At 71.3% G+C, this 25,187-nt stretch carries 22 protein-coding genes and 1 tRNA gene; 3 read left to right on the top strand and 20 right to left on the bottom strand.

What is annotated here, in order from left to right; genetic code table 11:
* Nucleotide 1: 1 nt before the first annotated feature.
* The 12 genes from secD to pgsA all read right to left on the bottom strand — a co-directional run bounded on the left by secD (nucleotide 2) and on the right by pgsA (nucleotide 10,972).
* Entirely contained in the window at nucleotides 2-1,825 is a 1,824-nt protein-coding gene (gene secD / locus ACFCZF_RS13445; protein ID WP_376671764.1) for a protein translocase subunit SecD, read from the bottom strand.
* 132 nt (nucleotides 1,826-1,957) lie between these two features.
* A complete protein-coding gene (gene yajC, locus ACFCZF_RS13440; RefSeq protein WP_375921347.1) occupies nucleotides 1,958-2,470 on the bottom strand; it encodes a preprotein translocase subunit YajC in 513 nt (170 codons plus the stop codon).
* 175 nt (nucleotides 2,471-2,645) lie between these two features.
* Nucleotides 2,646-3,719: a Holliday junction branch migration DNA helicase RuvB gene (gene ruvB / locus ACFCZF_RS13435; RefSeq protein ID WP_376671763.1), complete on the bottom strand. Its 1,074-nt coding sequence runs from the start codon at nucleotides 3,717-3,719 to the stop codon at nucleotides 2,646-2,648.
* 27 nt (nucleotides 3,720-3,746) lie between these two features.
* Nucleotides 3,747-4,352: a Holliday junction branch migration protein RuvA gene (gene ruvA, locus ACFCZF_RS13430; protein ID WP_376671762.1), complete on the bottom strand. Its 606-nt coding sequence runs from the start codon at nucleotides 4,350-4,352 to the stop codon at nucleotides 3,747-3,749.
* Nucleotides 4,349-4,915 carry a crossover junction endodeoxyribonuclease RuvC gene (gene ruvC / locus ACFCZF_RS13425; RefSeq protein ID WP_375921338.1) on the bottom strand — a complete coding sequence of 189 codons (567 nt, stop codon included), beginning with the start codon at nucleotides 4,913-4,915 and terminating at the stop codon, nucleotides 4,349-4,351. Before ruvC ends, ruvA begins: the two co-directional genes overlap by 4 nt.
* Nucleotides 4,916-5,032: 117 nt before the next feature.
* On the bottom strand, nucleotides 5,033-5,785 hold the full coding sequence (locus tag ACFCZF_RS13420) for a YebC/PmpR family DNA-binding transcriptional regulator (protein ID WP_376671761.1): 753 nt from the start codon (nucleotides 5,783-5,785) through the stop codon (nucleotides 5,033-5,035).
* 51 nt (nucleotides 5,786-5,836) lie between these two features.
* On the bottom strand, nucleotides 5,837-6,445 hold the full coding sequence (pdxT, locus tag ACFCZF_RS13415; protein ID WP_376671760.1) for a pyridoxal 5'-phosphate synthase glutaminase subunit PdxT: 609 nt from the start codon (nucleotides 6,443-6,445) through the stop codon (nucleotides 5,837-5,839).
* 18 nt (nucleotides 6,446-6,463) lie between these two features.
* On the bottom strand, nucleotides 6,464-7,375 hold the full coding sequence (gene pdxS / locus ACFCZF_RS13410; RefSeq protein ID WP_121745928.1) for a pyridoxal 5'-phosphate synthase lyase subunit PdxS: 912 nt from the start codon (nucleotides 7,373-7,375) through the stop codon (nucleotides 6,464-6,466).
* Nucleotides 7,376-7,519: 144 nt separating this feature from the next.
* Nucleotides 7,520-8,062: a hypothetical protein gene (locus tag ACFCZF_RS13405; protein WP_376671759.1), complete on the bottom strand. Its 543-nt coding sequence runs from the start codon at nucleotides 8,060-8,062 to the stop codon at nucleotides 7,520-7,522.
* Between the two features lie 152 nt (nucleotides 8,063-8,214).
* The gene (locus tag ACFCZF_RS13400; RefSeq protein WP_376671758.1) at nucleotides 8,215-9,378 is read right to left on the bottom strand and encodes a glycosyltransferase family 4 protein; all 1,164 of its coding nucleotides are present in this window, start codon (nucleotides 9,376-9,378) and stop codon (nucleotides 8,215-8,217) included.
* Nucleotides 9,375-10,307 (bottom strand): phosphatidylinositol mannoside acyltransferase, encoded by a 933-nt coding sequence (locus ACFCZF_RS13395; protein WP_376671757.1) that lies wholly within the window; start codon nucleotides 10,305-10,307, stop codon nucleotides 9,375-9,377. Before ACFCZF_RS13395 ends, ACFCZF_RS13400 begins: the two co-directional genes overlap by 4 nt.
* Nucleotides 10,304-10,972 carry a phosphatidylinositol phosphate synthase gene (gene pgsA / locus ACFCZF_RS13390; protein WP_376671756.1) on the bottom strand — a complete coding sequence of 223 codons (669 nt, stop codon included), beginning with the start codon at nucleotides 10,970-10,972 and terminating at the stop codon, nucleotides 10,304-10,306. Before pgsA ends, ACFCZF_RS13395 begins: the two co-directional genes overlap by 4 nt.
* 262 nt (nucleotides 10,973-11,234) lie before the next feature.
* Between pgsA and ACFCZF_RS13385 the strand changes: the two genes are divergently transcribed.
* Nucleotides 11,235-13,433 carry an elongation factor G-like protein EF-G2 gene (locus ACFCZF_RS13385; protein ID WP_376671755.1) on the top strand — a complete coding sequence of 733 codons (2,199 nt, stop codon included), beginning with the start codon at nucleotides 11,235-11,237 and terminating at the stop codon, nucleotides 13,431-13,433.
* Between the two features lie 265 nt (nucleotides 13,434-13,698).
* Nucleotides 13,699-15,360, top strand: a complete 1,662-nt coding sequence (locus ACFCZF_RS13380; protein ID WP_376671754.1) for a hypothetical protein — start codon at nucleotides 13,699-13,701, stop codon at nucleotides 15,358-15,360.
* A 128-nt stretch (nucleotides 15,361-15,488) separates the two neighbouring features.
* Here the strand turns inward: ACFCZF_RS13380 and ACFCZF_RS13375 are convergent, their stop codons facing one another.
* The 4 genes from ACFCZF_RS13375 to ACFCZF_RS13360 form a co-directional block, all read right to left on the bottom strand.
* On the bottom strand, nucleotides 15,489-16,037 hold the full coding sequence (locus tag ACFCZF_RS13375) for an HIT domain-containing protein (protein WP_376671753.1): 549 nt from the start codon (nucleotides 16,035-16,037) through the stop codon (nucleotides 15,489-15,491).
* Between the two features lie 87 nt (nucleotides 16,038-16,124).
* Nucleotides 16,125-18,101 (bottom strand): threonine--tRNA ligase, encoded by a 1,977-nt coding sequence (gene thrS, locus ACFCZF_RS13370; RefSeq protein ID WP_376671752.1) that lies wholly within the window; start codon nucleotides 18,099-18,101, stop codon nucleotides 16,125-16,127.
* A 91-nt stretch (nucleotides 18,102-18,192) separates the two neighbouring features.
* Nucleotides 18,193-19,464, bottom strand: a complete 1,272-nt coding sequence (locus ACFCZF_RS13365) for a hypothetical protein (protein ID WP_376671751.1) — start codon at nucleotides 19,462-19,464, stop codon at nucleotides 18,193-18,195.
* Nucleotides 19,461-20,027 (bottom strand): DUF4365 domain-containing protein, encoded by a 567-nt coding sequence (locus tag ACFCZF_RS13360; RefSeq protein ID WP_376671750.1) that lies wholly within the window; start codon nucleotides 20,025-20,027, stop codon nucleotides 19,461-19,463. Before ACFCZF_RS13360 ends, ACFCZF_RS13365 begins: the two co-directional genes overlap by 4 nt.
* Nucleotides 20,028-20,198: 171 nt before the next feature.
* Here ACFCZF_RS13360 and ACFCZF_RS13355 point away from each other — a divergent pair, with 171 nt between their 5' ends.
* Entirely contained in the window at nucleotides 20,199-20,924 is a 726-nt protein-coding gene (locus ACFCZF_RS13355) for a 3'-5' exonuclease (RefSeq protein ID WP_375917891.1), read from the top strand.
* Between the two features lie 141 nt (nucleotides 20,925-21,065).
* Here ACFCZF_RS13355 and ACFCZF_RS13350 read toward each other — a convergent pair.
* The 4 genes from ACFCZF_RS13350 to ACFCZF_RS13335 form a co-directional block, all read right to left on the bottom strand.
* A tRNA-Val gene (locus ACFCZF_RS13350) sits at nucleotides 21,066-21,137 on the bottom strand.
* Nucleotides 21,138-21,175: 38 nt separating this feature from the next.
* Entirely contained in the window at nucleotides 21,176-21,634 is a 459-nt protein-coding gene (locus tag ACFCZF_RS13345) for an SRPBCC family protein (protein ID WP_376671749.1), read from the bottom strand.
* 39 nt (nucleotides 21,635-21,673) lie between these two features.
* The gene (locus ACFCZF_RS13340; RefSeq protein WP_376671748.1) at nucleotides 21,674-24,421 is read right to left on the bottom strand and encodes a Tat pathway signal sequence domain protein; all 2,748 of its coding nucleotides are present in this window, start codon (nucleotides 24,419-24,421) and stop codon (nucleotides 21,674-21,676) included.
* Between the two features lie 155 nt (nucleotides 24,422-24,576).
* Nucleotides 24,577-25,179 (bottom strand): hypothetical protein, encoded by a 603-nt coding sequence (locus ACFCZF_RS13335; protein ID WP_376671747.1) that lies wholly within the window; start codon nucleotides 25,177-25,179, stop codon nucleotides 24,577-24,579.
* Nucleotides 25,180-25,187 lie beyond the last annotated feature (8 nt).

Raw genomic sequence — 25,187 nt, 5'->3', positions numbered from 1 at the left:
CTCACGCCTCCTTCGGGTCGACAGGGCCGGCGGCGGGACGGGCGGTGCGGCGGGTGCGGCGCAGCGGCGGCTTGGCACCCAGGCTCTTCGGGTCGAGGCCGGACCACTTGTGACCGCTCGCGAAGAACCTGCGCCGGGCCATCAGCGTCAGCAGCGGCTTGGTGAAGAGGAACACCACCACCACGTCGAGCAGCGTGGTCAGACCCAGGGTGAACGCGAAGCCCTGCACCTTGCCGACGGTGACGACGAAGAGCACCGCGGCGGCGAGGAAGGACACGAAGTCGGAGACCAGGATGGTGCGGCGGGCGCGCGGCCAGGCCCGCTCGACGGCGGGTCGCAGCGAGCGTCCTTCCCGGATCTCGTCGCGGACGCGTTCGAAGTACACGATGAACGAGTCCGCTGTGATGCCGATGGCGACGATGGCACCGCACACGGCCGGCAGGTTCAGCGCGAAGCCGATGGTCGGGCCGAGCAGCGACATGATCACGTATGTGAGGCCGGCGGAGACCAGCAGCGAGGCGACGGCGATGAACGACAGCCCGCGGTAGTAGACCAGCAGGTACAGCACGACCAGGACGAGGCCGATCGCGCCGGCGATCAGACCGGCCTTGAGCTGCTCACCGCCGAGCGCGGCGGTGACGGTGGTGACGCTGTCCTCCTTGAAGGTCAGCGGCAGAGCGCCGTAGGACAGCATGTTGGAGAGGCCCTGGGCCTCCTCCTGGTCGAAGTTGCCGGAGATCTCCGCGCTGCCGCCGGTGAGCGCCTGGCTGACGTACGGGTCGGAGACGACGTCGTTGTCCAGGACGATGGCGAACTGGTTCTGCGGGGACTGGTTCTGCGCGAGCTTGCCGGTGATGTCGGCGAACTTCTTGGCACCGTCGTCCGTGAACTTCATCGTCACGGTCCAGCCGGCGGCGGTCTGGGTGTTGAAGACGGCCTCGGCCTTGTCGACGTCGGTGCCGTCGACCGCCGCGGGGCCGAGGATGTACTTCTGCCACTGGCCCTGTGAGTTCTGACCGCAGGCCACCATCGAGTCGCCGGGCTTGGAGCCGTCGCCGGCCTTGGCGCGGGCGCCCGCGTCGGTGCAGTCGAGCTTCGCGTACTCGGCCTGGAGCTTGGCGGTGGCGTCGTCGCCGGAGGCGCTGGCGCTCGGGGACGGGGAGGCGCCGTCGGAGGTCTTGGCGGACGGGCTGGGGTCGGCCTTCAGGGCGTCGCTCGCGGCGCGGCCCTGGGTGGTGGCGCTCGCCGAGGCGGAGTCGGACGGCGAGCCGCTCGACTTGTCCCCGTCGGTGGCCTTGTCCTTGTCGGCCGCGCCGTCCGTGGCCTTGTCCGTGGCCTTGTCGGTCGCCTTGTCGGTCGCCTTGTCCGAGGCGCCGCCGGTCTCGCTCGGCGAGGGGCTGCCGGTCGCGTTCGCGCCGGAGAGTTCGGTGGCGAGGACCGGGCGGAAGTAGAGCTTGGCGGTGGTGCCGACCTGCTCCCGGGCTTCCTTCGAGTTCGTCCCCTTGGGGATGTTGACGATGATGTTCCGGTCGCCCTGGGTCTGGACCTCGGCCTCGGAAACACCCAGACCATTGACACGGCGGTTCATGATCTCGACCGCGGTGTCCATGTTGGTCTTGTTGATCGCCGACTCCTGGCCCTCTTCCGGCACGGCCCGGAGCGTGATGCTCGTGCCGCCGGCCAGGTCGATACCGAGACGCGGAGTCGTGTGTCCGGAGGCGAACATGCCTCCGGTGAGCGCCACGATGGCGATCAGAATCAGGGCCAGCGAGCGCCCGGGCTTACTCTGAGCGCTCGCATTCTTTCCCTTTTTAGGTGCTACCACCTTTGCGTACTCCCTCTCGGGCCGCTTCGCGCCGGGTAGGCGTCACCGGCGGCCATCACATGGTGTCCGGATCCGTGCGAGCCGCGCGTCACACCGGGTGCGCGGGAAGGACCCGCGCACCCCGGAGCACGGCTACTTCGCCTCGGAACCGCCGTCGGACTTCTTCGGCTGCTCGTCCGTCTTCGCCTCGGCGGACGCGGCGTCGACCGTCGGCTCGTCGGCCGGCTCGTCGGTCGCGTCCTTCTTGCCGAGGTCGACGGACTTGCCGTCGGAGGCGGCAGCGTCGTCGGCGGAGGCGTCGGTCTCGGTGAGGGAGGAGGCGTCGTCCGGGACGACGCCTGCGTCGGACTTCAGGTCGTGCTCGATGCCGTGGACGATGCGGTTGTACTCCTCATCGCTCAGGACGGCACCGATGGAGTTCTTGGCGAAGAGCAGCTCGACGCCCGGACCGGCGTCGAGGAGGACCGTGTCCTCGCTGACCTCCTTGACCGTGGCGTACATGCCCCCGATGGTGCGGACCCCGGAACCGGGCTGCATCTCGTTCCGCATGTTGGCGGCCTGCTGCTGCTTCTTCTTCGCCGACCGGGTCATCAGGAACATGGCCCCGATGAGCACGATGAACGGGAGGAGGGTCACGAGACTCACGGGTCGGTACTTCCTTCACACGACCGCGATGGTGAGCGGCCTGATGGTTGGGGGTGTTTGCGCCGCCGACAAGGGCGGCATCGGCGGAGTCTAAGCGAGTCCGCGCGCATGGAACAACGCTCAGCATGGCACCGGGGTTCCTGCTCCGGCGAATGTCCTCTTCGTGACGGTGTCGTCACGCCCCGAACAAGTCCTGTTGTCCGTTTCCGGAAGTCTGCGAACCAGGCGGGGTGAGGCCGAGATGCGCCCATGCGGCCGGGGTCGCCACGCGCCCGCGCGGGGTGCGCGCGAGCAGACCCTCTCTGACGAGGAAGGGTTCGGCGACCTCTTCCACTGTCTCACGCTCCTCCCCCACGGCGACGGCGAGCGTGGACAGGCCGACCGGCCCGCCGCCGAACAGCTTGAGCAGGGCCTCAAGCACACCCCGGTCCAGCCGGTCCAGGCCCCGGGCGTCGACCTCGTAGACCGCGAGGGCGGCCCCGGCGATCTCCCGGGTGATCAGGCCGTCGGCCTTGACCTGGGCGTAGTCCCGCACCCGGCGCAGCAGGCGGTTGGCGATGCGGGGGGTGCCGCGGGAGCGGCCGGCGATCTCGGCGGCGCCGGCGGTGTCGATCTCGACGTCGAGCAGGCCCGCCGAGCGGTGGATGACGCGTTTCAGTTCGGCCGGTCCGTAGAACTCCATGTGCGCGGTGAAGCCGAAGCGGTCCCGCAACGGGGGCGGCAGCAGCCCCGCGCGCGTGGTGGCGCCGACCAGGGTGAAGGGCGGCAGCTCCAGGGGGATGGCGGTGGCGCCCGGGCCTTTGCCGACGATGACGTCGACGCGGAAGTCCTCCATCGCCATGTAGAGCATCTCCTCCGCGGGCCGCGACATGCGGTGGATCTCGTCGAGGAAGAGGACCTCGCCCTCCTGGAGGGAGGAGAGGATCGCCGCGAGGTCTCCGGCGTGCTGGATGGCGGGGCCCGAGGTGATGCGGATGGGGGCTTCCATCTCGGCCGCGATGATCATCGAGAGGGTGGTCTTGCCGAGGCCGGGGGCGCCGGAGAGCAGTACGTGATCGGCGGTCGCCCCGCGCGCGCGTGCGGCGCGCAGCACGAGGTCGAGCTGCTCGCGGACCTTCTCCTGGCCGATGAACTCGCCCAGGTCCTTGGGGCGCAGGGCGGCCTCCACGGCCTGTTCCTCGCCGTCGGCGGACGCACCCACCAGCCGTTCGCCCGCGGCGTCCGTGTCGGTCGTGTCGTCCCAGTTCATCAGGTGTGCCTCGGCTCTCGGTGCGGGCTATCGGGCGCGGTTCAGGGTCTGCAGGGCCGCCTTCAGCAGCTGGCCCACCTGGGGCGTGCCCCCGGCGGCGTCGGCCTGGGGCGCCACCGCGGAGACTGCCTCGTCGGCCTCGCGGGTCGCGTACCCGAGGCCGATGAGGGCCGCGTGCAGCTGGTCGCGCCAGCCGGTGCTGACCGGCGCGCCGACGGCGGGGGCCCCGATGGGCTCGCCGAGCCGGTCCTTCAGTTCCAGGAGCAGCTTCTGCGCGCCCTTCTTGCCGATACCGGGGACGGCGGTGAGCGCCTTCTCGTCGCCGGTGGAGACGGCTCTGCGCAGGGCGTCGGGATTGTGCACGGCGAGCATCGACTGGGCCAGCCGGGGGCCCACGCCGCTGGCCGTCTGGAGCAGCACGAAGACCTGGCGCTCGTCGTCGTCGGCGAAGCCGTACAGGGTGAGCGAGTCCTCGCGGACGACGAGGGAGGTGGCGAGCTTGGCGGGCTTGCCGAGGCGGAGGGTGGAGAGGGTGTTCGGCGTGCACTGGACGGCCATGCCGACGCCGCCGACCTCGACCACCGCGGCGTCGGGGGCGAGGGCGGCGACCGTGCCGCTGACGAAGGCGATCATGTCGTACGGCCTTTCGGTGCGGTCGGGGTTTTAGGGGTCTTGGGGGCTTTGGAGGCGTGCAGGGCCACGGCCTGCTGGAGCCGGTTCTGTGCGGGAGCGCGCCAGATGTGGCAGATGGCGAGCGCGAGGGCGTCGGCGGCGTCGGCGGGCTTGGGCGGTTCGGCGAGCCGCAGCAGCCGGGTGACCATGGCACCGACCTGCGCCTTGTCGGCGCGTCCGCTGCCGGTGACGGCGGCCTTGACCTCGCTGGGGGTGTGCAGGGCCACGGGGATGCCGCGGCGGGAGGCGCACAGGATGGCGACGGCGCTTGCCTGGGCGGTGCCCATGACCGTGCGGACGTTGTGCTGGCTGAAGACGCGCTCCACGGCGACGTACTCCGGCCGGTGCTCGTCCAACCACTGCTCGATGCCCTGCTCGACGGCGACCAGGCGGTGGCCGAGTTCGGCGTTCGCGGGTGTACGGACCACTCCGACGCCGAGCATGGTGAGCGGCCGGCCCGCGACGCCCTCCACGACACCGATCCCGCAGCGGGTCAGCCCCGGGTCCACCCCCAGTACGCGCAACGCACGGCTCCCCTCACATCGATCGCCTGTTTGTGCAGGCTATCGGGTGCCACCGACAACGGCGGCGGGCCGGGGACGTGTCCCCGGCCCGCCGGAATCGTCGGGTGCGCGGCGGCGCTACGCGTCGACCTTCTCCATGACCTCGTCGCTCACGTCGAAGTTGGCGAAGACGTTCTGCACGTCGTCGCTGTCCTCCAGGGCGTCGATCAGCCGGAAGATCTTCCGGGCGCCCTCCTCGTCCAGCTCGACCTGCATGGTCGGGACGAAGTTGGCGTCGGCGGACTCGTAGTCGATGCCGGCGGCCTGGAGGGCGGTGCGGACCGCTACCAGGTCGGTGGCCTCGCTGAGCACCTCGAAGGTCTCGCCGAGGTCGTTGACCTCCTCGGCGCCCGCGTCCAGGACGGCGGCCAGGACGTCGTCCTCGCCCAGCTCGCCCTTGGGGACGATCACAACGCCCTTGCGGTTGAACAGGTACGACACCGAGCCCGGGTCGGCCATGGAGCCGCCGTTGCGGGTCATGGCGACGCGGACGTCGGAGGCGGCGCGGTTACGGTTGTCGGTGAGGCACTCGATGAGTACCGCGACGCCGTTCGGGCCGTAACCCTCGTACATGATCGTCTCGTAGTCGGCGCCGCCGGCTTCGAGGCCACCGCCGCGCTTGACCGCGGAGTCGATGTTCTTGTTCGGTACCGACTGCTTCTTGGCCTTCTGGATGGCGTCGTACAGCGTCGGGTTGCCCTCGATGTCGACGCCCCCCATCCGGGCCGCGACCTCGATGTTCTTGATCAGCTTCGCGAAGAGCTTGCCGCGCTTGGCATCGATGACGGCCTTCTTGTGCTTCGTCGTGGCCCATTTAGAGTGGCCGGACATCTGCCTGTCTCCTTCGCGTAACCCGTCTTTGAACGAACGAACGGAGGAATCCTACAAGGACTCCGCCGCCCGGTACGCGCGCACCATGTCGGCGAAGAGGCGGTGCACGCGGTGGTCGCCGGTCAGCTCCGGGTGGAACGACGTGGCCAGAGCGTTGCCCTGGCGGACCGCGACGATGTGGCCCTCGTGCTCGGCGAGCACCTCGGCCGCGGCGCCCACGGACTCCACCCAGGGGGCGCGGATGAACACGCCCTCCACAGGATCGCCCTCGACGCCCTTGATGTCGACGGCCGCCTCGAAGGACTCGTTCTGCCGTCCGAAGGCGTTGCGTCGCACGATCATGTCGATGCCGCCGACCGTCTCCTGTCCGGAGCGCGGGTCGAGGATCTTGTCGGCCAGCAGGATCATGCCGGCGCAGGTGCCGTAGACGGGCAGGCCGTTCCGCACGCGCGCGCGGAGGGGCTCCATCACTCCGAAGAGGACGGCCAGTTTGGAGATGGTGGTGGACTCGCCGCCGGGCAGGACCAGGCCGTCGACCTCGGCGAGTTCTTCGGGGCGCCTGACCGGCCTGGCCACGGCGTCGGCCGTGGCCAGGGCGACGAGGTGCTCCCGTACGTCGCCCTGGAGGGCCAGGACGCCGATGACGGGGGTGTCGCTCATGGATCCGGTGTCCTCGTCCTACCAGCCGCGGTTCGCGTAGCGCTCGGTCTCGGGGAGGGTGTCGCAGTTGATGCCGACCATGGCCTCGCCGAGGTTGCGGGACGCCTCCGCGATGATCTTCGGGTCGTCGTAGAAGGTGGTCGCCTTCACGATGGCGGCGGCGCGCTTGGCCGGGTCGCCGGACTTGAAGATGCCGGAGCCGACGAAGACGCCCTCGGCGCCGAGCTGGCGCATGAGCGCGGCGTCGGCCGGGGTGGCGACGCCACCGGCGGAGAAGAGGACCACGGGGAGCTTGCCCAGCTCGGCGACCTCCCGGACCAGCTCGTACGGGGCGCGCAGCTCCTTGGCGGCGGCGTACAGCTCGTTGTTGTCGTAGCCGCGCAGCCGGGCGATCTCGTTCTTGATCTGGCGCAGGTGGCGGACGGCCTCGACGACGTTGCCAGTACCGGCCTCGCCCTTGGAGCGGATCATCGCGGCACCCTCGGCGATGCGGCGCAGGGCCTCACCGAGGTTGGTGGCGCCGCAGACGAAGGGGGTGGTGAAGGCGAACTTGTCGCTGTGGTTGACCTCGTCGGCCGGGGTGAGGACCTCGGACTCGTCGATGTAGTCGACGCCGAGGGACTGCAGGACCTGGGCCTCGACGAAGTGGCCGATGCGGGACTTGGCCATCACGGGGATGGAGACCGCGCCGATGATGCCCTCGATCATGTCCGGGTCGGACATCCGGGCCACGCCGCCGTCCTTGCGGATGTCGGCGGGGACCCGCTCCAGGGCCATGACGGCGACGGCGCCCGCGTCCTCGGCGATCTTCGCCTGCTCCGGCGTGACGACGTCCATGATCACGCCGCCCTTGAGCTGCTCGGCCATGCCGCGCTTCACGCGGGCGGTGCCGGTCTCGGGGGTCTGGTTCTCGGAGAGCGTGCTGGACACGGGTACCTCACTGAAGGAAGGGGGTTTGTGCAGCTCCGAGGAAACGCGAATGGACCAGGCCACAGCAAGGGCCAATGGACAGCCGGTGGATCCTTTTGGACCCGAAGGCGCGGAACGCCCGCCGGGCGACCGGGGGCGCCGGCTCTACGCCGCCCTGTCCACCAGGGGCGACGGCGACTCGTCGTCCATCTCGAAGGCCAGCGGGAAGGGAGCGTGTCCGGCGAGGCGGAACCAGCGGACCTTGCGGTGCTCGCGCAGCCTGCGCGCGGCTCCCACCGCGTCGTTGTGGAAGCGCCGGGCCATCGGGACGCGCCGTACGGCCTCGGCCAGCTCGTGGATCGCCTCGTCTCCCCCGGGCGCCTCGCGCAGGACGTCCACCTGCTGCGGGTCGGCGAACACCGCCCGCAGTGCCTGGCTCAGCTCGCTCTCGGCGACCTCCCGGTGCTCCTCCTCGGCCTGCCGGGCGGCGTGCGCGGCCTCGTACAGGACGATGGATGCGGCCGGGTCGAGCACCCCGGAGGTGGCGAGTTCCTGGGCCACGGACGCCCTGCGCAGCAGCTGCGCGTCGAGGGCGGCACGGGCGGCGTCGATCCTGGCGTGCAGCCGGTCCAGCCGCCCCGCCGTCCAGCTCAGGTACAGGCCGATCGCGACGAGGACGACCAGGATCCAGATGAGGGTTGCGGTCACGGGGCGCAACCCTACGGGAGCGCTCCGCTGGGTTGGCGGGGTACCTCACGGTGGGCGTCACTGGGGGCTGCGCCCCCAGACCCCCCTTCGGCCTGGACGGCCTCGTCCTCAAACGCCGGACGGGCTGAGGATGTCGGCCGACAGATCCGGTCTCAGTCCCGGGCCAGTCCGAAGCGGGCCCTCAGTCCGGTCGCCCGGTCGTCCGTCGCCACCGCCGCCGCGCCCGCCGTGACCGTCTCGTAGACCGAGAGGATGTCCGCGCCGACCGTGGACCAGTCGAAGCGCCGTACGTGGGCGCTGCCGCGCTCCCTGAGCGCGGTCCGGCGCTCCGGGTCCGCCAGCAGCCGCACCGCGGCCTCGGCCAGTGCGTCGGCGTCCTCGTTGGGGAACAGCTCACCGGCCGCGCCCTGGTCGAGGACCTGGGCGAAGGCGTCCAGGTCGGAGGCGAGTACGGGCGCGCCCGCCGACATGGCCTCGACCAGGATGATCCCGAAGCTCTCGCCGCCGGTGTTGGGGGCCACGTACAGGTCGACGCTGCGCAGGAAGCGGGCCTTGTCCTCGTCGCTGACCATGCCGAGGAACTCCACCCGGGAGCGCAGCTCGGCGGGCAGCGAGGCCACCGCCTCCTTCTCGTCGCCGCGCCCGGCGACCAGCAGCCGGGCCTCCGGGCGGGCGGCGAGGATCTTCGGCAACGCCCGCATCAGGACCGGCAGGCCCTTGCGGGGTTCGTCGATGCGCCCTATGAAGCCGATCGTGTCCCCCTGCCACTCGGGCCTCGGCTCGGCGTCGGCGAAGAAGTCGACGTCGACGCCGTTGGGGATGACGACCGCGTCCCCGCCGAGGTGCTCGACGAGGGTGCGGCGGGCGTACTCGCTCACCGCGATCCGGGCGCTGATCTTCTCCAGGGCGGCCTGGAGGATCGAGTACGCGGCGATCATCGCGCGGGAGCGCGGGTTGGACGTGTGGAAGGTCGCCACGATCGGGCCCTGCGCCGCCCAGCAGGTGAGCAGGCCGAGCGAGGGCGAGGTCGGCTCGTGGATGTGGATGACGTCGAAGGCGCCGTCGTGCAGCCAGCGCCGCACCCGGGCCGCCGACAGGAAGCCGAAGTTCAGCCGGGCCACCGAGCCGTTGTACGGGACCGGCACCGCGCGGCCGGCCGAGACGACGTACGGCGGCAGCGGGGTGTCGTCGTCGGCGGGGGCGAGGACGGAGACCTCGTGGCCGAGACGGATGAAGTACTCCGCCAGGTCCCGGATGTGGAACTGGACGCCGCCCGGCACGTCCCAGGAGTACGGGCAGACGATGCCGATCCTCACGAGGCGCCCTGCCCGTCGGCCGCCGCGGGGGCCTTGGCGGGGTCGAGGTCCTTCAGCCACAAGCGCTGGAGCATGTGCCAGTCCTCCGGGTGGTCGGCGATCCCCGTGGCGAAGGCATCGGCCAGCGCCTGTGTCATGACAGACGTCTTCTCGGCCCGGGTACCTGACTCGGGGACCTCGACCGGCGGATGCACCCGGCCCTTCATGACGGGCGACTCGTCGTACCAGAGCGTCACCGGCAGCAGCCGTGCGCCGGTCTGCAGCGCCAGCAGGGCCGGACCCGCGGGCATCCGGGCCGTCTCGCCGAAGAAGTCGACCTCCACGCCGGAGGCGGACAGGTCCCGGTCGGCGACCAGGCAGACCAGGCCGCCGTCGCGCAGCCGCCGGGCCAGCGTGCCGAACGCCGTGCCGCCACTGTGCGGCAGGACCTCCATGCCGAGGCCCTCGCGGTAGGCGACGAAGCGGTCGTAGAGGGTCTCCGGCTTGAGGCGTTCGGCGACCGTGGTGAAGTGGATGCCCAGCTCGGTGGTGACCCAGGCGCCCGCGAGGTCCCAGTTGGCCAGGTGCGGGAGGGCGAGGACCACGCCCTTGCCGGCGTCCATGCCGTCGGTGAGGTGGTGCAGGTCCTCGCCCGCGAAGCCGGACCTGATCCGCTCGGTGCTCCACGCGGGCAGACGGAAGGACTCCATCCAGTAGCGCAGGTACGAGCGCATGCCCGCGCGCGAGAGGGCGGCGAGCCGCTCGGGACCCGCCTCCGGCACCACGCGCGCGTAGTTGCTCTCCAGGCGCCGTACGCCCGCGCCGCGCTGCTTCCAGGCGACGTCCGCGACGGTGCGGCCGAGCCGCACGGCGACCGGCTCGGGAAGCTTCTTCACGGTGCTCCAGCCGGCGCCGTACAGGCCGTCGGTCAGCCGGTCCCGAGCGCTCACTTGGCCGCCTCGGTGCCCTGGCTCTCCTGGCCGGCGGCGTCCGCCTCGGCGGCCTCCCGGCGGACCGTGACGACGCGCTGGATCAGCGTGACGAGGCTACCGACGGCGACGATCCACAGGGCGATCGGCAGGAGGTACTGGATGCCCGGCACGCCGAACTTGTGCAGCCCCGCGAAACCGGCCGCGACCAGCGAGACGACGAGTCGCTCGGCGCGCTCGACCAGCCCGTTGACGGCGACCGGCAGGCCGATCGACTCGCCGCGCGCCTTGGTGTACGACACCACCTGGCCGCTGGCCAGGCAGAAGATCGACACGGCGCACAGCACGATGTCGTCACCGCCGCCCGCGTACCAGAGGGCGAAACCGCCGAAGATCGCGCCGTCGGCGACCCGGTCCAGCGTGGAGTCCAGGAAGGCGCCCCAGCGGCTGGAGCGGCCGAGCTGGCGGGCCATGTTGCCGTCGACGAGGTCGGAGAAGACGAAGAGCGTGATCACGACCGTGCCCCAGAAGAACTCACCCATGGGGTAGAAGACCAGCGCACCCGCGACCACACCGGCGGTGCCGATCAGCGTGACCGTGTCCGGGCTGACGCCCCGGCGGATGAGAAACGCGGCGAACGGTGTGAGGACACGCGTAAAAAATGCACGCGCGTACTTGTTCAGCATGGCCTTCCCGACGGTCGGTGTGGCCGCGGCCCCTGCTGGCCACCGGCTGGCCCATCGTAGCCACGCGCGCGCGTGGGCGACGGACGGGCACCCTGGCCCCCTGGTGGGCGACCGGTGGGCGGCGGGATCGGGTCCGTCGTATGGACGCGGCGTGACGGGAGTGGAAAGCTCGAAGGACCGCGGGCGTCGCCGGAGCCGCCAGTGCACGCGGTCCCGCGTGTCCGCGCCCACAGTGACCTCACCGTGCACGGGAGGCAAGGACATGGGCGACAAGGCACACACCCATCCCGGAGCCGCCGGAAGGGCTACGGCGGCCGACCACCCCACGTCCGTACGGAATGTGGTGCTGGTCGGCCACTCCGGATCGGGCAAGACGACTCTGGTGGAAGCTCTCGCGCTGACGGCGGGAGCACTGAACCGGGCGGGCCGCGTGGAGGACGGCGGCTGCGTCTCGGACTACGACGAGATGGAGCACCGGCAGCAGCGCTCCGTACAGCTCTCCCTGGTGCCGGTCGAATGGGACGGCATCAAGATCAACGTCCTGGACACTCCCGGGTACGCCGACTTCGTCGGTGAGCTGAGGGCCGGTCTGCGCGCGGCGGACGCGGCCCTCTTCGTCGTCTCGGCCTCCGACGGGGTGGACGGCTCGACCCGCATGGTGTGGGAGGAGTGCGCCGCCGTCGGCATGCCGCGCGCCATCGTGATCACGCACCTGGAGGCCGCCCGCGCGGACTTCGAGGAGACGACGCGGATCTGCGCGGAGGCTTTCGGCGGGGACGATCCGGACGCCGTGCTGCCGCTGTACCTGCCGCTGCACGGGCCGCAGGCGCCCGACGGGCACGCACCCGTGACGGGGCTCATCGGGCTGCTGTCGCGGAAGCTGTTCGACTACGCGTCCGGCGAGCGCGAGGAGTCCGAGCCGGGCGAGGAGCAGCTCCCGCTGATCGACGAGGCCCGCTCGATGCTGATCGAGGGGATCATCTCGGAGAGCGAGGACGAGACCCTCATGGAGCGTTATCTCGGCGGCGAGCAGGTCGACGTCAAGACGCTCATCGAGGACCTGGAGCGGGCCGTGGCGCGCGGGGTGTTCTTCCCCGTCCTGGCCGCCGCCCCCGCGGCCGAGGGCGCCCGGCAGGGGCTCGGCACGGTCGAGCTGCTGGAGCTGATCACGCGCGGCTTCCCGACCCCCCTGGAGCGCGAGGCGCCCCGGGTCACCACGCCCGACGGCGCTCCGCGCGAGCTGCGGATGTGCGATCCCGACGAGTCGCTGGTCGCGGAGGTCGTCAAGACGTCCTCCGACCCGTACGTCGGCCGGATCTCGCTGGTCCGCGTGTTCTCCGGCACCCTGCGCGCCGACCAGACGGTGCACGTCTCCGGGCACGGGCTGGCCGACCGCGGCCATGAGGACCACGACGTCGACGAGCGGATCGGCGCCCTGTCGACGCCGTTCGGCAAGCAGCAGCGGCCGGTCTCGCACGTGATCGCGGGTGATCTGGCGTGCGTGGCGAAGCTGAGCCGCGCGGAGACCGGGGACACGCTGTCGGCCAAGGACGACCCGCTGCTGATGGCCTCGTGGGAGATGCCGGACCCGCTGCTGCCGCTCGCCATCCAGGCGCACAGCAAGCCCGACGAGGACAAGCTCTCCCAGGGGCTCGCGCGGCTGGTGGCCGAGGATCCGACGATGCGTCTGGAACAGAACCAGGACACGCACCAGGTGGTCCTGTGGTGCCTGGGCGAGGCCCACGCCGACGTGGCGCTCGAACGGCTGCGCAGCCGCTACGGCGTCCAGGTCGACGTCGTACCCCACCGGGTCTCTCTACGGGAGACGTTCGGGGACCGGGCGGCCGGGCGCGGGCGGCACGTCAAGCAGTCCGGCGGGCACGGTCAGTACGCCATCTGCGAGATCGAGGTGGAGCCGCTGCCGGGCGGTTCGGGCATCGAATTCGTGGACGAGGTGGTCGGCGGCGCGGTGCCCCGGCAGTTCATCCCGTCCGTCGAGAAGGGCGTCCGCGCGCAGGCCGCCAAGGGCGTCGCCGCGGGCCATCCGCTGATCGACGTGCGGGTCACGCTGCGGGACGGCAAGGCGCACTCGGTGGACTCCTCCGACGCCGCCTTCCAGACGGCCGGCGCGCTGGCGCTGCGGGAGGCCGCGGCGCAGGCGAGGATCCATCTGCTGGAGCCGGTGGCCGAGGTGAGCGTGCTGGTCGGCGACGACTATGTGGGCGCCGTGATGAGCGACCTGTCCGGACGGCGCGGCAAGGTGCTCGGCACCGAGCAGACGAGCGGCGGGCGGACCCTGATCCGGGCCGAGGTACCGGAGATCGAGATCGGCCGGTACGCGGTGGACCTGCGCTCCCTGACGCACGGCACCGCGCGCTTCGGCCGCCGTTACGCGCGGCACGACCCGATGCCGCCGCAGATCGCCGACCGTCTCCGGGAGGAGCTGCGGGCGGCGTCCTAGGGGTACACGGCAGAGAGCCGGCGCGGACCTGCTCCGCGCCGGTCTCGCGTTCGACTCCCGCCGAGAAGCGGCCCGTTACCGTTCTGCCGGGTCCGGGCGCACGACGGCGCAACACCGGAGCAACCCGCGCGCTCGGGGGCGCCTTTGGCCGTCCGGTGCCGCATGTCGGTGTCGGCGGATACGCTGATGACCTGATCAACAGGTGTGCCGGGCAGGGAAGTCGGGAAGGCCGCAGGAGCGACAGTGGTGGCGATCGGGGGCGGGAATGACCGTTGACGGCGGTTACGCGGACTTCTTCGGACCGCAGGTGCCGCGTACGGACGACGGAGGCCAGACGGCCACCTTCGCGCTGGCCTCGGCCGCCTACCGGGACAGCGAGCTGAAGGACATCAAGAAGGCCGACAACGAATGGCACCAGACGACCCTCAACGCGGGCCGGTCCTGGGCCACGATCTTCCGTCCCAACCTCGGCGAGGCCTTCTCCCGCGCGGTGGCCGACCGGATGCTGGGCAGCGGCCGCAAGCCCCTCATCCAGTCCTTCGGCGCCGAGCCGCAGGTGGTCGTCGAGCACTGCCTGGCGGCCAACGGCATCCGCAAGGCGCGCGACGCCCGGCTGTCCACGGTGATCGTGCTGTGCGGTCTGCTGTTCCTGCCCGGCATGCTGGTCTGGCTGCTCGGCTTCCAGATCCGCACCACCGTCGCCAAGGCGGAGAACAAGCAGGCCGGGGCGCTGGGCACCGCGGTGCTCGTGGCGATCGCCGCGCTGGCCGTGCTGTTCCTCGTCAAGATGCCCTTCTCCGGCTTCTGGGCCTGGTACGCGCGCGCAGCGGTCGTGATGCCCGTCGTCGGCTGGTTCTGGGCCAAACGGATCTGCGAGGGCACGGCGAAGGACCTGCGGGAGCGCTGGGACGGCCTCCTGTCGGGCAGCGGCGTCGGCGCCAAGGTCCCCGAGGCGGTGCCCAGCAACCCGGGCGAGACCGCGGCCGAGCAGCTCCGCCAGTCACTGGCCAAGCTCGGCGCCGAGCAGCAGTCCAACTCGGTCTTCTACGCCGGCCCCAAGGGCATACTCGGCATGGGCACCCGCTGGGGCAGCTGGCAGCTCGCCGAGAACCTGGCGCCGGCCGACCCGACCCGGGAGATCCATCCCTTCCGCAGCTGGGACGTCGTCCGGGCCATCCACGACCAGCTGCGCATGCTGGAGCGCGGCCCGCTGAACACCGGCGGCTTCACGAAGCCGTCCATACGGCACTGGGTCGTGACGCCCATCGGGGAGAACGCCAAGGCGGTGTCCCGTCCGGAGGGCACGGACGTCGAGGCGTACCAGGTCAAGTCGCACGCGATACAGGACATCTGCAACAAGCAGCAGTTCGGCGCCGGTGACCGGCACTACCTGGGCGTCCAGTGGACCCTGTGGGACGGCCAGCTGGTCATCACCATGCTGATCACGGTGACCGTGCTGCACGAGACGCTGCGCATCGAGGTCACCGGTCATGCCCTGGGCCCGGTGAACCCGCTGTTCACCACCAAGCCGGAGGCTCCCTCCAAGGAGGTCGCCAAGTCGTTCAAGCCGTGGGAGACGCGCAAGGTGATGCTCCCGCTGGTCACCGCGAACGAGGTCGTACGGCTCGCCGTCCGCGCCCCGCTCACCTGGTATCCGCCGCTGCTGAACTGGCTCGGCGGCACGATCGGCCTGCCGGAGCCGTTCGGGCTGCGGCACGCGTGGGCGGACCAGCCGTGGCGCCACCGCTTCATGGCCGACGACGCGTTGCGGGCGGCGGCGCCGGTGCTGCGGGTGGTGCACTCGTCGGCGATCAAGGTGTTGGAGGAGAACGGGGTGGACACGGAGAAGTTCGGGACGCGGTCGGCGTTCCTCAGTACGGCGGTGCAGGATCCGACGCCGGGTAAGGCCGACCTGTATAACGCGTAGGCCTCCGGCGGTGGGGCGGGGGCGTTGGCGTGACCGTCGCCGGGAGCTGCGCCCCCGGACCCCGCTTCGGCCTGAACGGCCTCGTCCTCAAACGCCGGACGGGCTGGGATGTGCCGACCCCGGCTGTGTCAAGCGGCCGGCCACGCCTCCGCCAGCATCTTGCGGGTGTCGCCCAGCAGCTGCGGCAGCACCTTCGTGTGGCCGACGACCGGCATGAAGTTGGTGTCGCCGCCCCAGCGGGGCACGACGTGCTGGTGGAGGTGGGCGGCGATGCCCGCGCCGGCCACGGTGCCCTGGTTCATGCCGATGTTGAAGCCGTGGGCGCCCGACGCGGTGCGCAGGGCCGTCATCGCCTGCTTGGTCAGCTCGGCGAGCTCCGCGGTCTCCACGTCGGTCAGCTCGGTGTAGTCGGCCACGTGCCGGTACGGCACGGTCATCAGATGACCGCCGTTGTACGGGTACAGGTTGAGCACCGCGTACACGTGCTCGCCGCGCCGGACGACCAGCCCGTCCTCGTCGGACTTGGCCGGGATCGAGCAGAAGGGGCAGCCATCGTCGGCGCCGGGGCCGCTCGGCTTGTTCTCGCCCTGGATGTAGGCCATCCGGTGGGGCGTCCACAGGCGCTGGAACGCGTCCTGGGTCCCCACTCCCAACTGCTGCTCCGGCTCACTCGTCATACGTGCAGCATATGGCGTCGCGTGCGGCGACAGGGAAAGGCCCCCGGATCTCCCCGGGGGCCCGCCGAACCCTGTTCAGCCCTGGGATCAGACCTGCGCCCGCTCCTCGACGACCTTCTTGATCTTCGCGATGGCCTCGTCGACGGGGATGCCGTTCTCCTGGGAGCCGTCGCGGTAGCGGAAGGAGACGGCGTTGTTCGCCATGTCCTCGTCGCCCGCGATGACCATGAAGGGCACCTTCTGCTTCTGCGCGTTGCGGATCTTCTTCTGCATGCGGTCGGAGGAAGAGTCGACCTCGACGCGCAGACCCTGCTTGCGGGCCGCCACGGCGAACTTCTCCAGGTACTCGACGTGCGCGTCGCCGATCGGGATGCCGACCGCCTGGACGGGGGCCAGCCACGCCGGGAAGGCGCCCGCGTAGTGCTCCAGGAGCACCGCGAAGAAGCGCTCGATCGAGCCGAACAGCGCGCGGTGGATCATGACCGGGCGGGTCTTGGTGCCATCCGCGCCCGTGTACTCCAGGTTGAAGCGCTCAGGCAGGTTGAAGTCGAGCTGGATGGTCGACATCTGCCAGGTGCGACCGATGGCGTCCTTGGTCTGGACGGAGATCTTCGGGCCGTAGAAGGCGGCGCCGCCCGGGTCCGGGACCAGGGGCAGGCCCTGCTTCTCGGCGACCTGGCGCAGCGTCTCGGTGGCCTCCTCCCAGGCTTCGTCAGTTCCGACGAACTTCGTCTCGTCCTTGGTGGACAGCTCCAGGTAGAAGTCGGTCAGGCCGTAGTCGCGCAGCAGGTTCAGCACGAAGGTGAGCGTCTTGTCGAGCTCATCCGACATCTGCTCGCGGGTGCAGTAGATGTGCGCGTCGTCCTGGGTGAAGCCGCGGGCCCGGGTCAGGCCGTGCACGACGCCGGACTTCTCGTACCGGTACACGGTCCCGAACTCGAACAGGCGCAGCGGCAGTTCACGGTACGAGCGGCCGCGCGCGTCGAAGATCAGGTTGTGCATCGGGCAGTTCATGGGCTTGAGGTAGTAGTCCACGCCCTCGTCGAGCTGCATGGGCGGGTACATGCCGTCGGCGTACCAGTCCAGGTGGCCCGAGGTCTCGAAGAGCTTCCCCTTCGTCGCGTGCGGGGTGTAGACGAACTCGTACCCCTCCTCCTCGTGGCGGCGCCGCGAGTAGTCCTCCATGACCCGGCGGATCACGCCGCCCTTGGGGTGGAAGACGGCGAGGCCGGAGCCGATCTGCTCCGGGACGGAGAACAGGTCCAGCTCGCTGCCGAGCTTGCGGTGGTCGCGCTTCTCGGCCTCGGCGAGGAACTCCAGGTGCGCCTTCAGCTCGTCCTTGGACGGCCAGGCGGTGCCGTAGATGCGCTGGAGCATCGGGTTCTTCTCGCTGCCGCGCCAGTAGGCGGCGGCGTTGCGCATCAGCTTGAACGCCGGGATGTTCCGGGTGGTGGGCAGGTGGGGACCGCGGCAGAGGTCCTTCCAGCACAGGTCGCCGGTCTTGGCGTCCAGGTTGTCGTAGATCGTCAGCTCGCCGGCGCCGACCTCGACGTCCGCGCCGTCGTCGTGCGAGGCGGAGCCCTTGAGGCCGATCAGCTCCAGCTTGTACGGCTCGTCGGCGAGCTCCTCGCGGGCGGCGTCGTCGGTGACCACGCGGCGCGAGAAGCGCTGGCCGCGCTTCTGGATCTCCTGCATCTTCTTCTCGATGGCCTTGAGGTCATCGGGGTGGAAGGGCTTCTCGACGTCGAAGTCGTAGTAGAAGCCGTCCTTGACGGGCGGGCCGATGCCCAGCTTGGCCTCGGGGAACAGCTCCTGCACGGCCTGCGCCATGACATGCGCGGTGGAGTGGCGCAGGATGTTCAGGCCGTCCTCGGAGGAGATCTCGACGCCCTCGACGGTCTCGCCGTCCTGGACCTCGTGGGCGAGGTCCTTCAGCTCACCGGACACGCGGGCGGCGACGATCGAGCGCTCGCCGGCGAAGAGCTCGGCGGCCGTAGTGCCCGTCGTCACCACGCGTTCTTCCCGCTCGGAATCGCGTTGGATGATCACACGGACGTCTGACACCGGTCTCTCCTGACTGAAGTGGGGCTGCGGCGCCATACCAAAGCGCACGCATGAGGGCGATCGTACCGACCCCGGCCCACTCACCGCGAAATCAGTCCCCGCGGTCGCCGTCGTCCTCGCCGTCACCTCCGCAGGTCTCCTCGAAGAAGGCCGCCACCTCCACGTGCTCCTGGACCGCCTTCAGCAGCCGGTCCCGCTCCGCGTCGTCGACCTGTACGGGGGCGATCTCGCAGGCGCCGGTGAGCCTGCGGAATCCGCCCCGGCTCTCCAGCCGGCCGAGCACCCGTACCGGCAGCCCGACGAGATGGGCGTGCCCGGCGATCCGGTAGGCCTCCTCGTCCAGCGTGATCCGTACGTGCGGGACGTCCGCCCCGGCCAGCACCCGCAGCCGTACGGTGCCCGCGCCGCGTGGCCCGGGACGGCGCATGCGGACGACGGTGCCGGTGATCCGGACCGGCACCGAGGGCTCCGCGCGCAGGTAGCGGGCGGCGGCCTCGCGCAGGGCGGGCAGGTCGCCGGGCGAGAACTCGACGGGTTCGGCGAGGGCGGCGCAGCCCTCGGGGACGCCGGCGGCCGGTGCCCAGTCGACGGCGATCCGCGCGCCCTCCGTGCCGCGGACCAGGGCGACGAGCGCCTCGGTGAGCTCGTGGCTGACGCCCGCCGCGACGGCCGTGTCGAAGGCCTCCATGCCGCCGGTGGCCCGCCGGTAGTCGACGGCCTCGCGGGCGGCGTAGAGGGCGTGGTGGAGGCGTACGGCGAGGGGGCGGCCGGTGGTGACGGGCACGAACGCGGTGAGCCGGCGGCCGCCGGGGGCGGCGCCGACCAGGACGTTCTCCAGGGCCTCGGCGGCGGCGCGCCGGTGCCGGGCGCCGTAGTAGCCCGCACGCGCGCGCGTGGCGAGCGCTCCGGCGAGCAGCATCCGGCGGGCGGCGGAGCGCAGCTGTTCCTCCACGGTCCAGGAGGCGGTGTCGCCGGGCCCGGTCGGTACGTCGCGCTCCCAGCGGATCTCGTCGCTGGGCACGGCGAGGGAGACGAGGATCTCGCGGGCGGCGGGCGTGCCGCTGCGGGACAGGGCGAGCAGGGCCTCGCCGAGCAGGTCGTCGCTGTCGGGGAAGGCGCGGCTGACGGGCACCAGCAGGCTGGTGGCGCCGGCGGCCGGGCCGGGCGGGGTCCAGCGGCCGTAGCGGCCCGGGGCGCCGCCGCGACGCCGCCAGCCGTGGCGGTGGAGCAGGGCGGTCAGCACGGCCGGGTCGACGGTGCCGGACTCGGGCGGGCGGCCGTCGTCCCAGGCCGGGTCGCCGACGGTGTCGGTGGGGTGCGGCCGCACGGCACGCAGGGGTTCGCCGGTCGGGCGGTGCGTCATGGTTTCCCTCCCGTCCCGACCCGCGTCATGATCTCGCACAGCGCCCGGTCGTCGAAGACCCGCGCGGTCGGTATCCGCACGGTGGTGCGCCGCCGGCCGGTGACCGGATGTCCGGCGAGGTTGGTCCAGTAGCAGCAGTGCCTGAGGTCGAGCCGGTCGTGCCCGGCCCGCAGCCACTGGTCACGGGACCTGGGGACGATCATCACGACCAGGATCTTGTGCACCGAGACCGGGGTGCGGGCGAGTTTCGCCAGGTGGTCGTTGTCGAGCGTGAAGGAGAAGAAGCGGCCGGGCGGGCTCGGCGGGATCTGGTACGTCGCCTTGAGCTGCACCTTGATGGTGACCTCGTCGTCGACCGTGTGCCCGGCGGCGCTGTGGCTGACGTGCCAGTCGATGCCGTTGTCCGGGAAGGGCTGGGAGAGCGAGCAGCCCGCCGCCGCGGCGACCGCGTGGAGGTAGCCGACCTGCAAGGTCTCCATGCAGGCGGTGGTGGCGAGAGAGCCGCGAGAGGGTGCCGTGCGCTCGGGCAGCAGCCCGCCCCGTTCGGGCTGCGCTATGGCCATGGCCAACAGCCTTCCAGAACTGGTGAATCCCCACTGCGGGCCGCTGAACTGCAAAGACCCGTACTCCTGTTGTGTCCTTCCGGCGTACGCCGCAAACAGCCCGGGTATCACCGAATCGGGACAGAAGACGGCGCGTCAGCTGCCGTACTCGGACGAGGAGTTGAGTGCCCTATGACGAGCTGGTTCGAGGGGCCGCTGGCGGCCTTCGACACGGAGACGACGGGTGTGGACGTCGAGAGCGACCGGATCGTGTCGGCGGCCCTCGTCGTGCAGGACGCGCCGGGGCTGAGGCCGCGCGTGACCCGGTGGCTGGTGAACCCGGGCGTGCCGGTGCCCGAGGCGGCGACGGCCGTGCACGGGCTGACGGAGGAGCATGTGCGGCGCCACGGCCGCTGGCCGGCGCCGGTGATGTACGAGATAGCGGAGGCACTGGCCGAGCAGGCCCGCGCCGGGCGTCCGCTCGTGGTGATGAACGCGCCGTTCGACCTCACGCTGCTGGACCGGGAGTTGCGCCGGCACCGGGCCTCCTCCCTCGGCCGCTGGGTGGAGCGGACGTCGCTGCTCGTCCTCGACCCGCGTGTGCTCGACAAACACCTGGACCGGTACCGCAAGGGCCGCCGCACCCTCACCGACCTGTGCGCGCACTACGGCGTCGAACTGGAGGGCGCGCACGACGCGGCGGCCGACGCGCAGGCCGCGTTGGAGGTCGTACGGGCGGTGGGGCGCCGCTTCCCGGGGCGGCTGGAGCGCCTGTCCGCCGCCGAGCTGCACACGCTCCAGGCGGTCTGGCACGCGGGGCAGGCGCGGGGGCTGCAGGCGTGGTTCGCGCTCAACGGGACGGAGGAGGCGGTGGACCCGGCCTGGCCGCTGCGGCCGGACCTGCCGGCGGCGGCGTGAGCGAACCACCCCGGCCGCGAGCAACGCCGGGCACGGGGGTGTGGGTGGCGGAGCCCCCACTTCGCGCGGCGAAGCCGCGCAGAACACGACGAGAGCGACGTGGTCCGCGTTGTCTGCGGACACACGTCGCTCTCGCGAACGTGGGCGATACTGGGTTCGAACCAGTGACCTCTTCGGTGTGAACGAAGCGCTCTCCCACTGAGCTAATCGCCCGGAACGCACTGAACAATACAGGGCCCGGCACGTTTCCTTCAAACCGCTTGGTGACCGCTTTCCAGGTGGGCGGCCAGTCCGCGCCGCCCCGCCCGCATCATCAGCCGGTGGTTGGCCCGGAACAGGGGCCGCCCGGGCACGGCGAGGCGGCGCAGCAGCGGCTTGCGTACGCCGACCTCCTGGTCGTAGCGGACGAGGGCGCCGGAGCCGCGCGGGGTGACCGTCCAGCGCGCCCAGCCCTCCATGTCGCCGGTCAGGGCGACCTCCAGCACCCCGGCGCCCGCATCGCGCCGTCCCTCGCGCAGGGTGGCGGTCAGGTCGTACGGGAGGAGTGAGCGGAACCGGACGATCCCGCTGGTGTCGTCGAGCCGGGTGACCTCGCGCACCTGGGGCCACCAGCGGGGGTAGTCCTCGATCCGTTCCAGCGCGCGGTAGACGGCCGGGACGGGCGCGGGCAGCGCCCACAGGCTGCGGAAGCGGTAATGGTTCCAGTCCACCTGTGGAGTGTGCCCGCACCCGCGTCCGTCACGTGCCGGCTACGGCATCCTGTCCCCCAGAAGTGCCAGGTTCTCGATCGCCGCGAGGCCGTAGAGCGCGGTGTCGTTGGTGGACACCCAGCTCGCCTCGCTGCCCGGCACCAGCGTGGTGGGGCCGCTCAGCTTCTCCGTCCGCCAGGGCGCGGACTCCTTGTAGCCGTCGGAGCCGTAGAACTTCTGCCACGCGCGCGTGGCGAGCTTCTCGTCCCCGGTCTGTACGGCCGCGTAGGCGTCGAGGCGCGAGTGGCCCTGGAAGAGGATGAGGCTGCCGAAGTTGCTGCCGTACCGTGCCGCCTGTTCGGTCTTGGAGGCGTTGAAGTAGCGGCAGTAGTCGTAGTACGCCTCGTTGAACTGCGGCATGTCGACCAGGTCGATCAGTTCGGCGCACAGTTCGTTCAGGCCGAAGACGGCCGACAGGTGGGACACCTCGACCTTCGGGGTGTCGACGACGGCGAACTTCCCGGTGTCCAGGTCGTACAGGCCGCTGCCCTGGACGAAGCCGTTGGGCTGGGCGGCGATGGTCTCCATGGTGGACAGGACGCGGGCCTTGGCCTTCTCCCACTTGGGGCCATTGCGTTCCCACTCGGTCAGCCACGCCGAGACCAGGCCGCTCCAGTCGGTGCCGAAGCCGACCGACAGGGCGTGCCGGTCGGGCGTGTAGGGCTCGGTGCGGATCTTGCGGAGCGGGTCGAGGGCGAGGAACGTCTCGTCGGAGTCGACGTTGGCGTGCATGAGGTCGCCGACGCGTTCGTCGGCGGTGAGGAAGTAGTAGTAGCGCCGGTAGGTGGTGTTGGCGATGCGCTGCTGCTTGGCGCTGTCGGCGTAGTGCTGGACTCCGTGGCGGGTGCCGAGGCCGGCCCATTCGCCGAGGTGGTAGACGTCGACCTCGCCGGTGTGCCGGGTCATGGCCTCGGCGAAGCGGAAGATGTCGGCGCGGCCGGAGCGCAGATAGGCGTACCAGAGCCAGAGGTCCGGGGAGAGTTCGGAGTTGTCCCAGGCGTAGCCGCCGATGTCGTAGCGCCACTGGTGCCGGGCGGTGTCGTACGTGTGCATGATGTCGCCGTAGTCCCAGAAGCCGTACCAACGGCGTTGCTCCACCTGGTCCTTGTAGTAGGTGAAGAGGAAGTCGAGGTGGTCCTCGATCTTCGCCTTGGCGGGGGTGGAGCGGTCGGGCTCGGAGTAGAGGCCGGGGCCGAAGACCTTGGACTTGATGAGCTGCTTCGGCGGGGCGGCCAGCTGCGGCAGTACGCGTACGACCTCGACCTGTTCGGCGAGTGTCTCGGCGCTCGGGGTGGCGGCGTTGGCCCAGAACAGCAGTTCCGAGGTGCGGGCGATGCCGTAGGGGGTGCCGAAGCCGGGCTCGTAGTCCTCATAGGTGATGTTGAGGCCTTCGAGCTGCTCGGGGAAGGTGTCCTGTCCCATGCCGTCGTGGTAGAAGCGCAGGTCCATAGGCTGGGCCTCGGGCGACCAGAGCCAGAGGGTGACCTCGGCCTCGTCGGTCTGGGCGTCGCGGATGTCGAGCTGGGCGGGGTGCTTCTCCCAGAAGTCGCGCAGGCCGAAGGAGAGTCCGCCGCTCGTCCCGCCGACGTAGCCGAAACCGGAGGCGCGCCGGCCGCCGCCGGCACCGATCCAGCCGTGGCCCTTCTTGGTGCGCTTGCGCAGGGAGAAGCCGTCGGCGGAGAGCTGGGAGAGGGTGTAGTCGCCCCATTCGGGGATGTACTTCAGGCGGGTGGTGACCCGCTGGTCCCAGGTGGCGGGGTCGGGCAGCCGCTCCCCCGCGAACTGCGCCGCCTGCACGGCCGCGCCGGGGTCGCGGCGCAGGCCGGTGATGCCCTTGACGGCCTCGCGCAGCAGGCCGGTGCCCTCGCCGCCGATGCGGATGTGCCGGTCGTAGGACTCGTCGCGCATCGGGACGGTGAAGCGGACGCCGAGGCCGCGGATGAAGTCGCCGCTCGCCTTGCCGGGCTCCTGCTTCCCGTCGAACGTGATGGTGTGCACCATGCGGAAGGAGTCGGCGCCCGCGTAGAAGTAGAGGCGGATGGAGAAGGGCAGCCAGCCGCGGCCTCCCTTGCGGTGCTTGCCGTCGATGCGGACGACGGCGCGGACCGGGCCGTCCTGCTCGACCTTCACCTCGTCGATGGCGCCGTCGAAGCGTTCGTACTTGACCGTGCCCTGGTCGCCGTCCTCGATCTCGGGCTGGCGCAGCAGGACGAGGCGGCCGTTCTTCGCGATCTCGGTGGCGCCTCTGGTGACCGACTTGATCAGCGTCGATCCCGACTTGCCGATCCTCGCGGTGATGACACCGGTCGATATGTCGATGGTGCCGCCGCGCCGGTCGACGGTGACCTTCTTCGCGGGCGCGGCGGGGGTGCCGGCGGTCAGGGTGAGTTTGCCGTTGCCGGAGCCGACGGCGTGCGCGGTCCACTTGAGGGAGCCGTCCGGCCAGTAGGCGAGGGGCCAGGACTGGGCGGGTACGGCCTTGCCGTTCGCGTCCGTGACGGCGAACGCCTGGTCCTCCCGGTACGTGCCCTTTGGCCAGGGGACGCCGACGGTGGAGCCGGGTGCGGCGCCGAGGCCGCCGTCCTCCAGCCAGGTCAGGGTGACGGGGTCGGCGTCGGCGTCGGCGTCGGCGTCCTTGGCGGCGGGTGCGGCCTGGGCGTTTCCGGCGCCCAGTGCCCAGCTGAACTGGGCGGCGGCGCCAGCGACGGCGGCCGCCTTGAGGAGGGACCTGCGGGGGATGGGGGACATGGCCTTTCCTTTCCGTTCCGTGCGGGGCAGGGAGGGGGGCGGGGCGGGTGCAGGGGGTGTCAAGGGCATGGCTCTGACGTGCGACTGAGATGTCAAGGGCATGACAGATAGAGGCGCGGCGCCGGGGCGCCGGCCCTGGGACGGACGCGCCGCCGTCAGCGGCGCCGGTAGCGCTCCTCCACGGCGACGGCCGCCGCCGCGACGGCGCCGAGGACGGCGACCGCCAGCGGCGCGCTGAACCAGGCCGAGCAGACCACGACGGCCAGCCCGCCGACGATCAGGAAGGAACCCGCGGGGTCGAGCACGGTGCGGCGCCCGGCCTGCGCGAGCAGCGACCGCCAGGAGGCGCCGGGCCGCCAGGCCGCCGCCGCACGGAGCCCGGCCACGGCCGCGCCGATCAGGGCGAGCACCCCGACGGCGCCCACGAACGGGCCGCCCGGCAGACCGCTGCGTACGGCCTGCACATCCACCCAGACCGCGGCCAGGGCGGCCCACCCGGCGAGCCCGACGAGCCACCCGCGGCGCACCGCCGCCCGGAAGTCGGCCGTGAACTCCCGCCAGCCACCGCGCTCGTGGGCGAGTCGGCGTCCGAGATGCCGCGCGCCGGCCGCGAACGCGGCGGGGTAGGTGACCAGCGGCAGCGAGGCCACCGCGATCCACACTCCGGTGAGCAGGCACTCGGCGAACAGGGCGAACCCCTGCGCGAACCGCGACTCCCCCCGCTCCGTGCGGGCCTTGGCGCGTGCATCGGTCACCATCGGTTCAC

Origin of the sequence: Streptomyces sp. NPDC056296 (assembly GCF_042268605.1) — a bacterium.
In the GTDB taxonomy this organism is placed as follows: Bacteria; Actinomycetota; Actinomycetes; order Streptomycetales; family Streptomycetaceae; genus Streptomyces.
The sequence above is the reverse complement of the archived record's forward strand: the minus strand, read 5'-3'. Positions and strand labels throughout refer to the sequence as shown.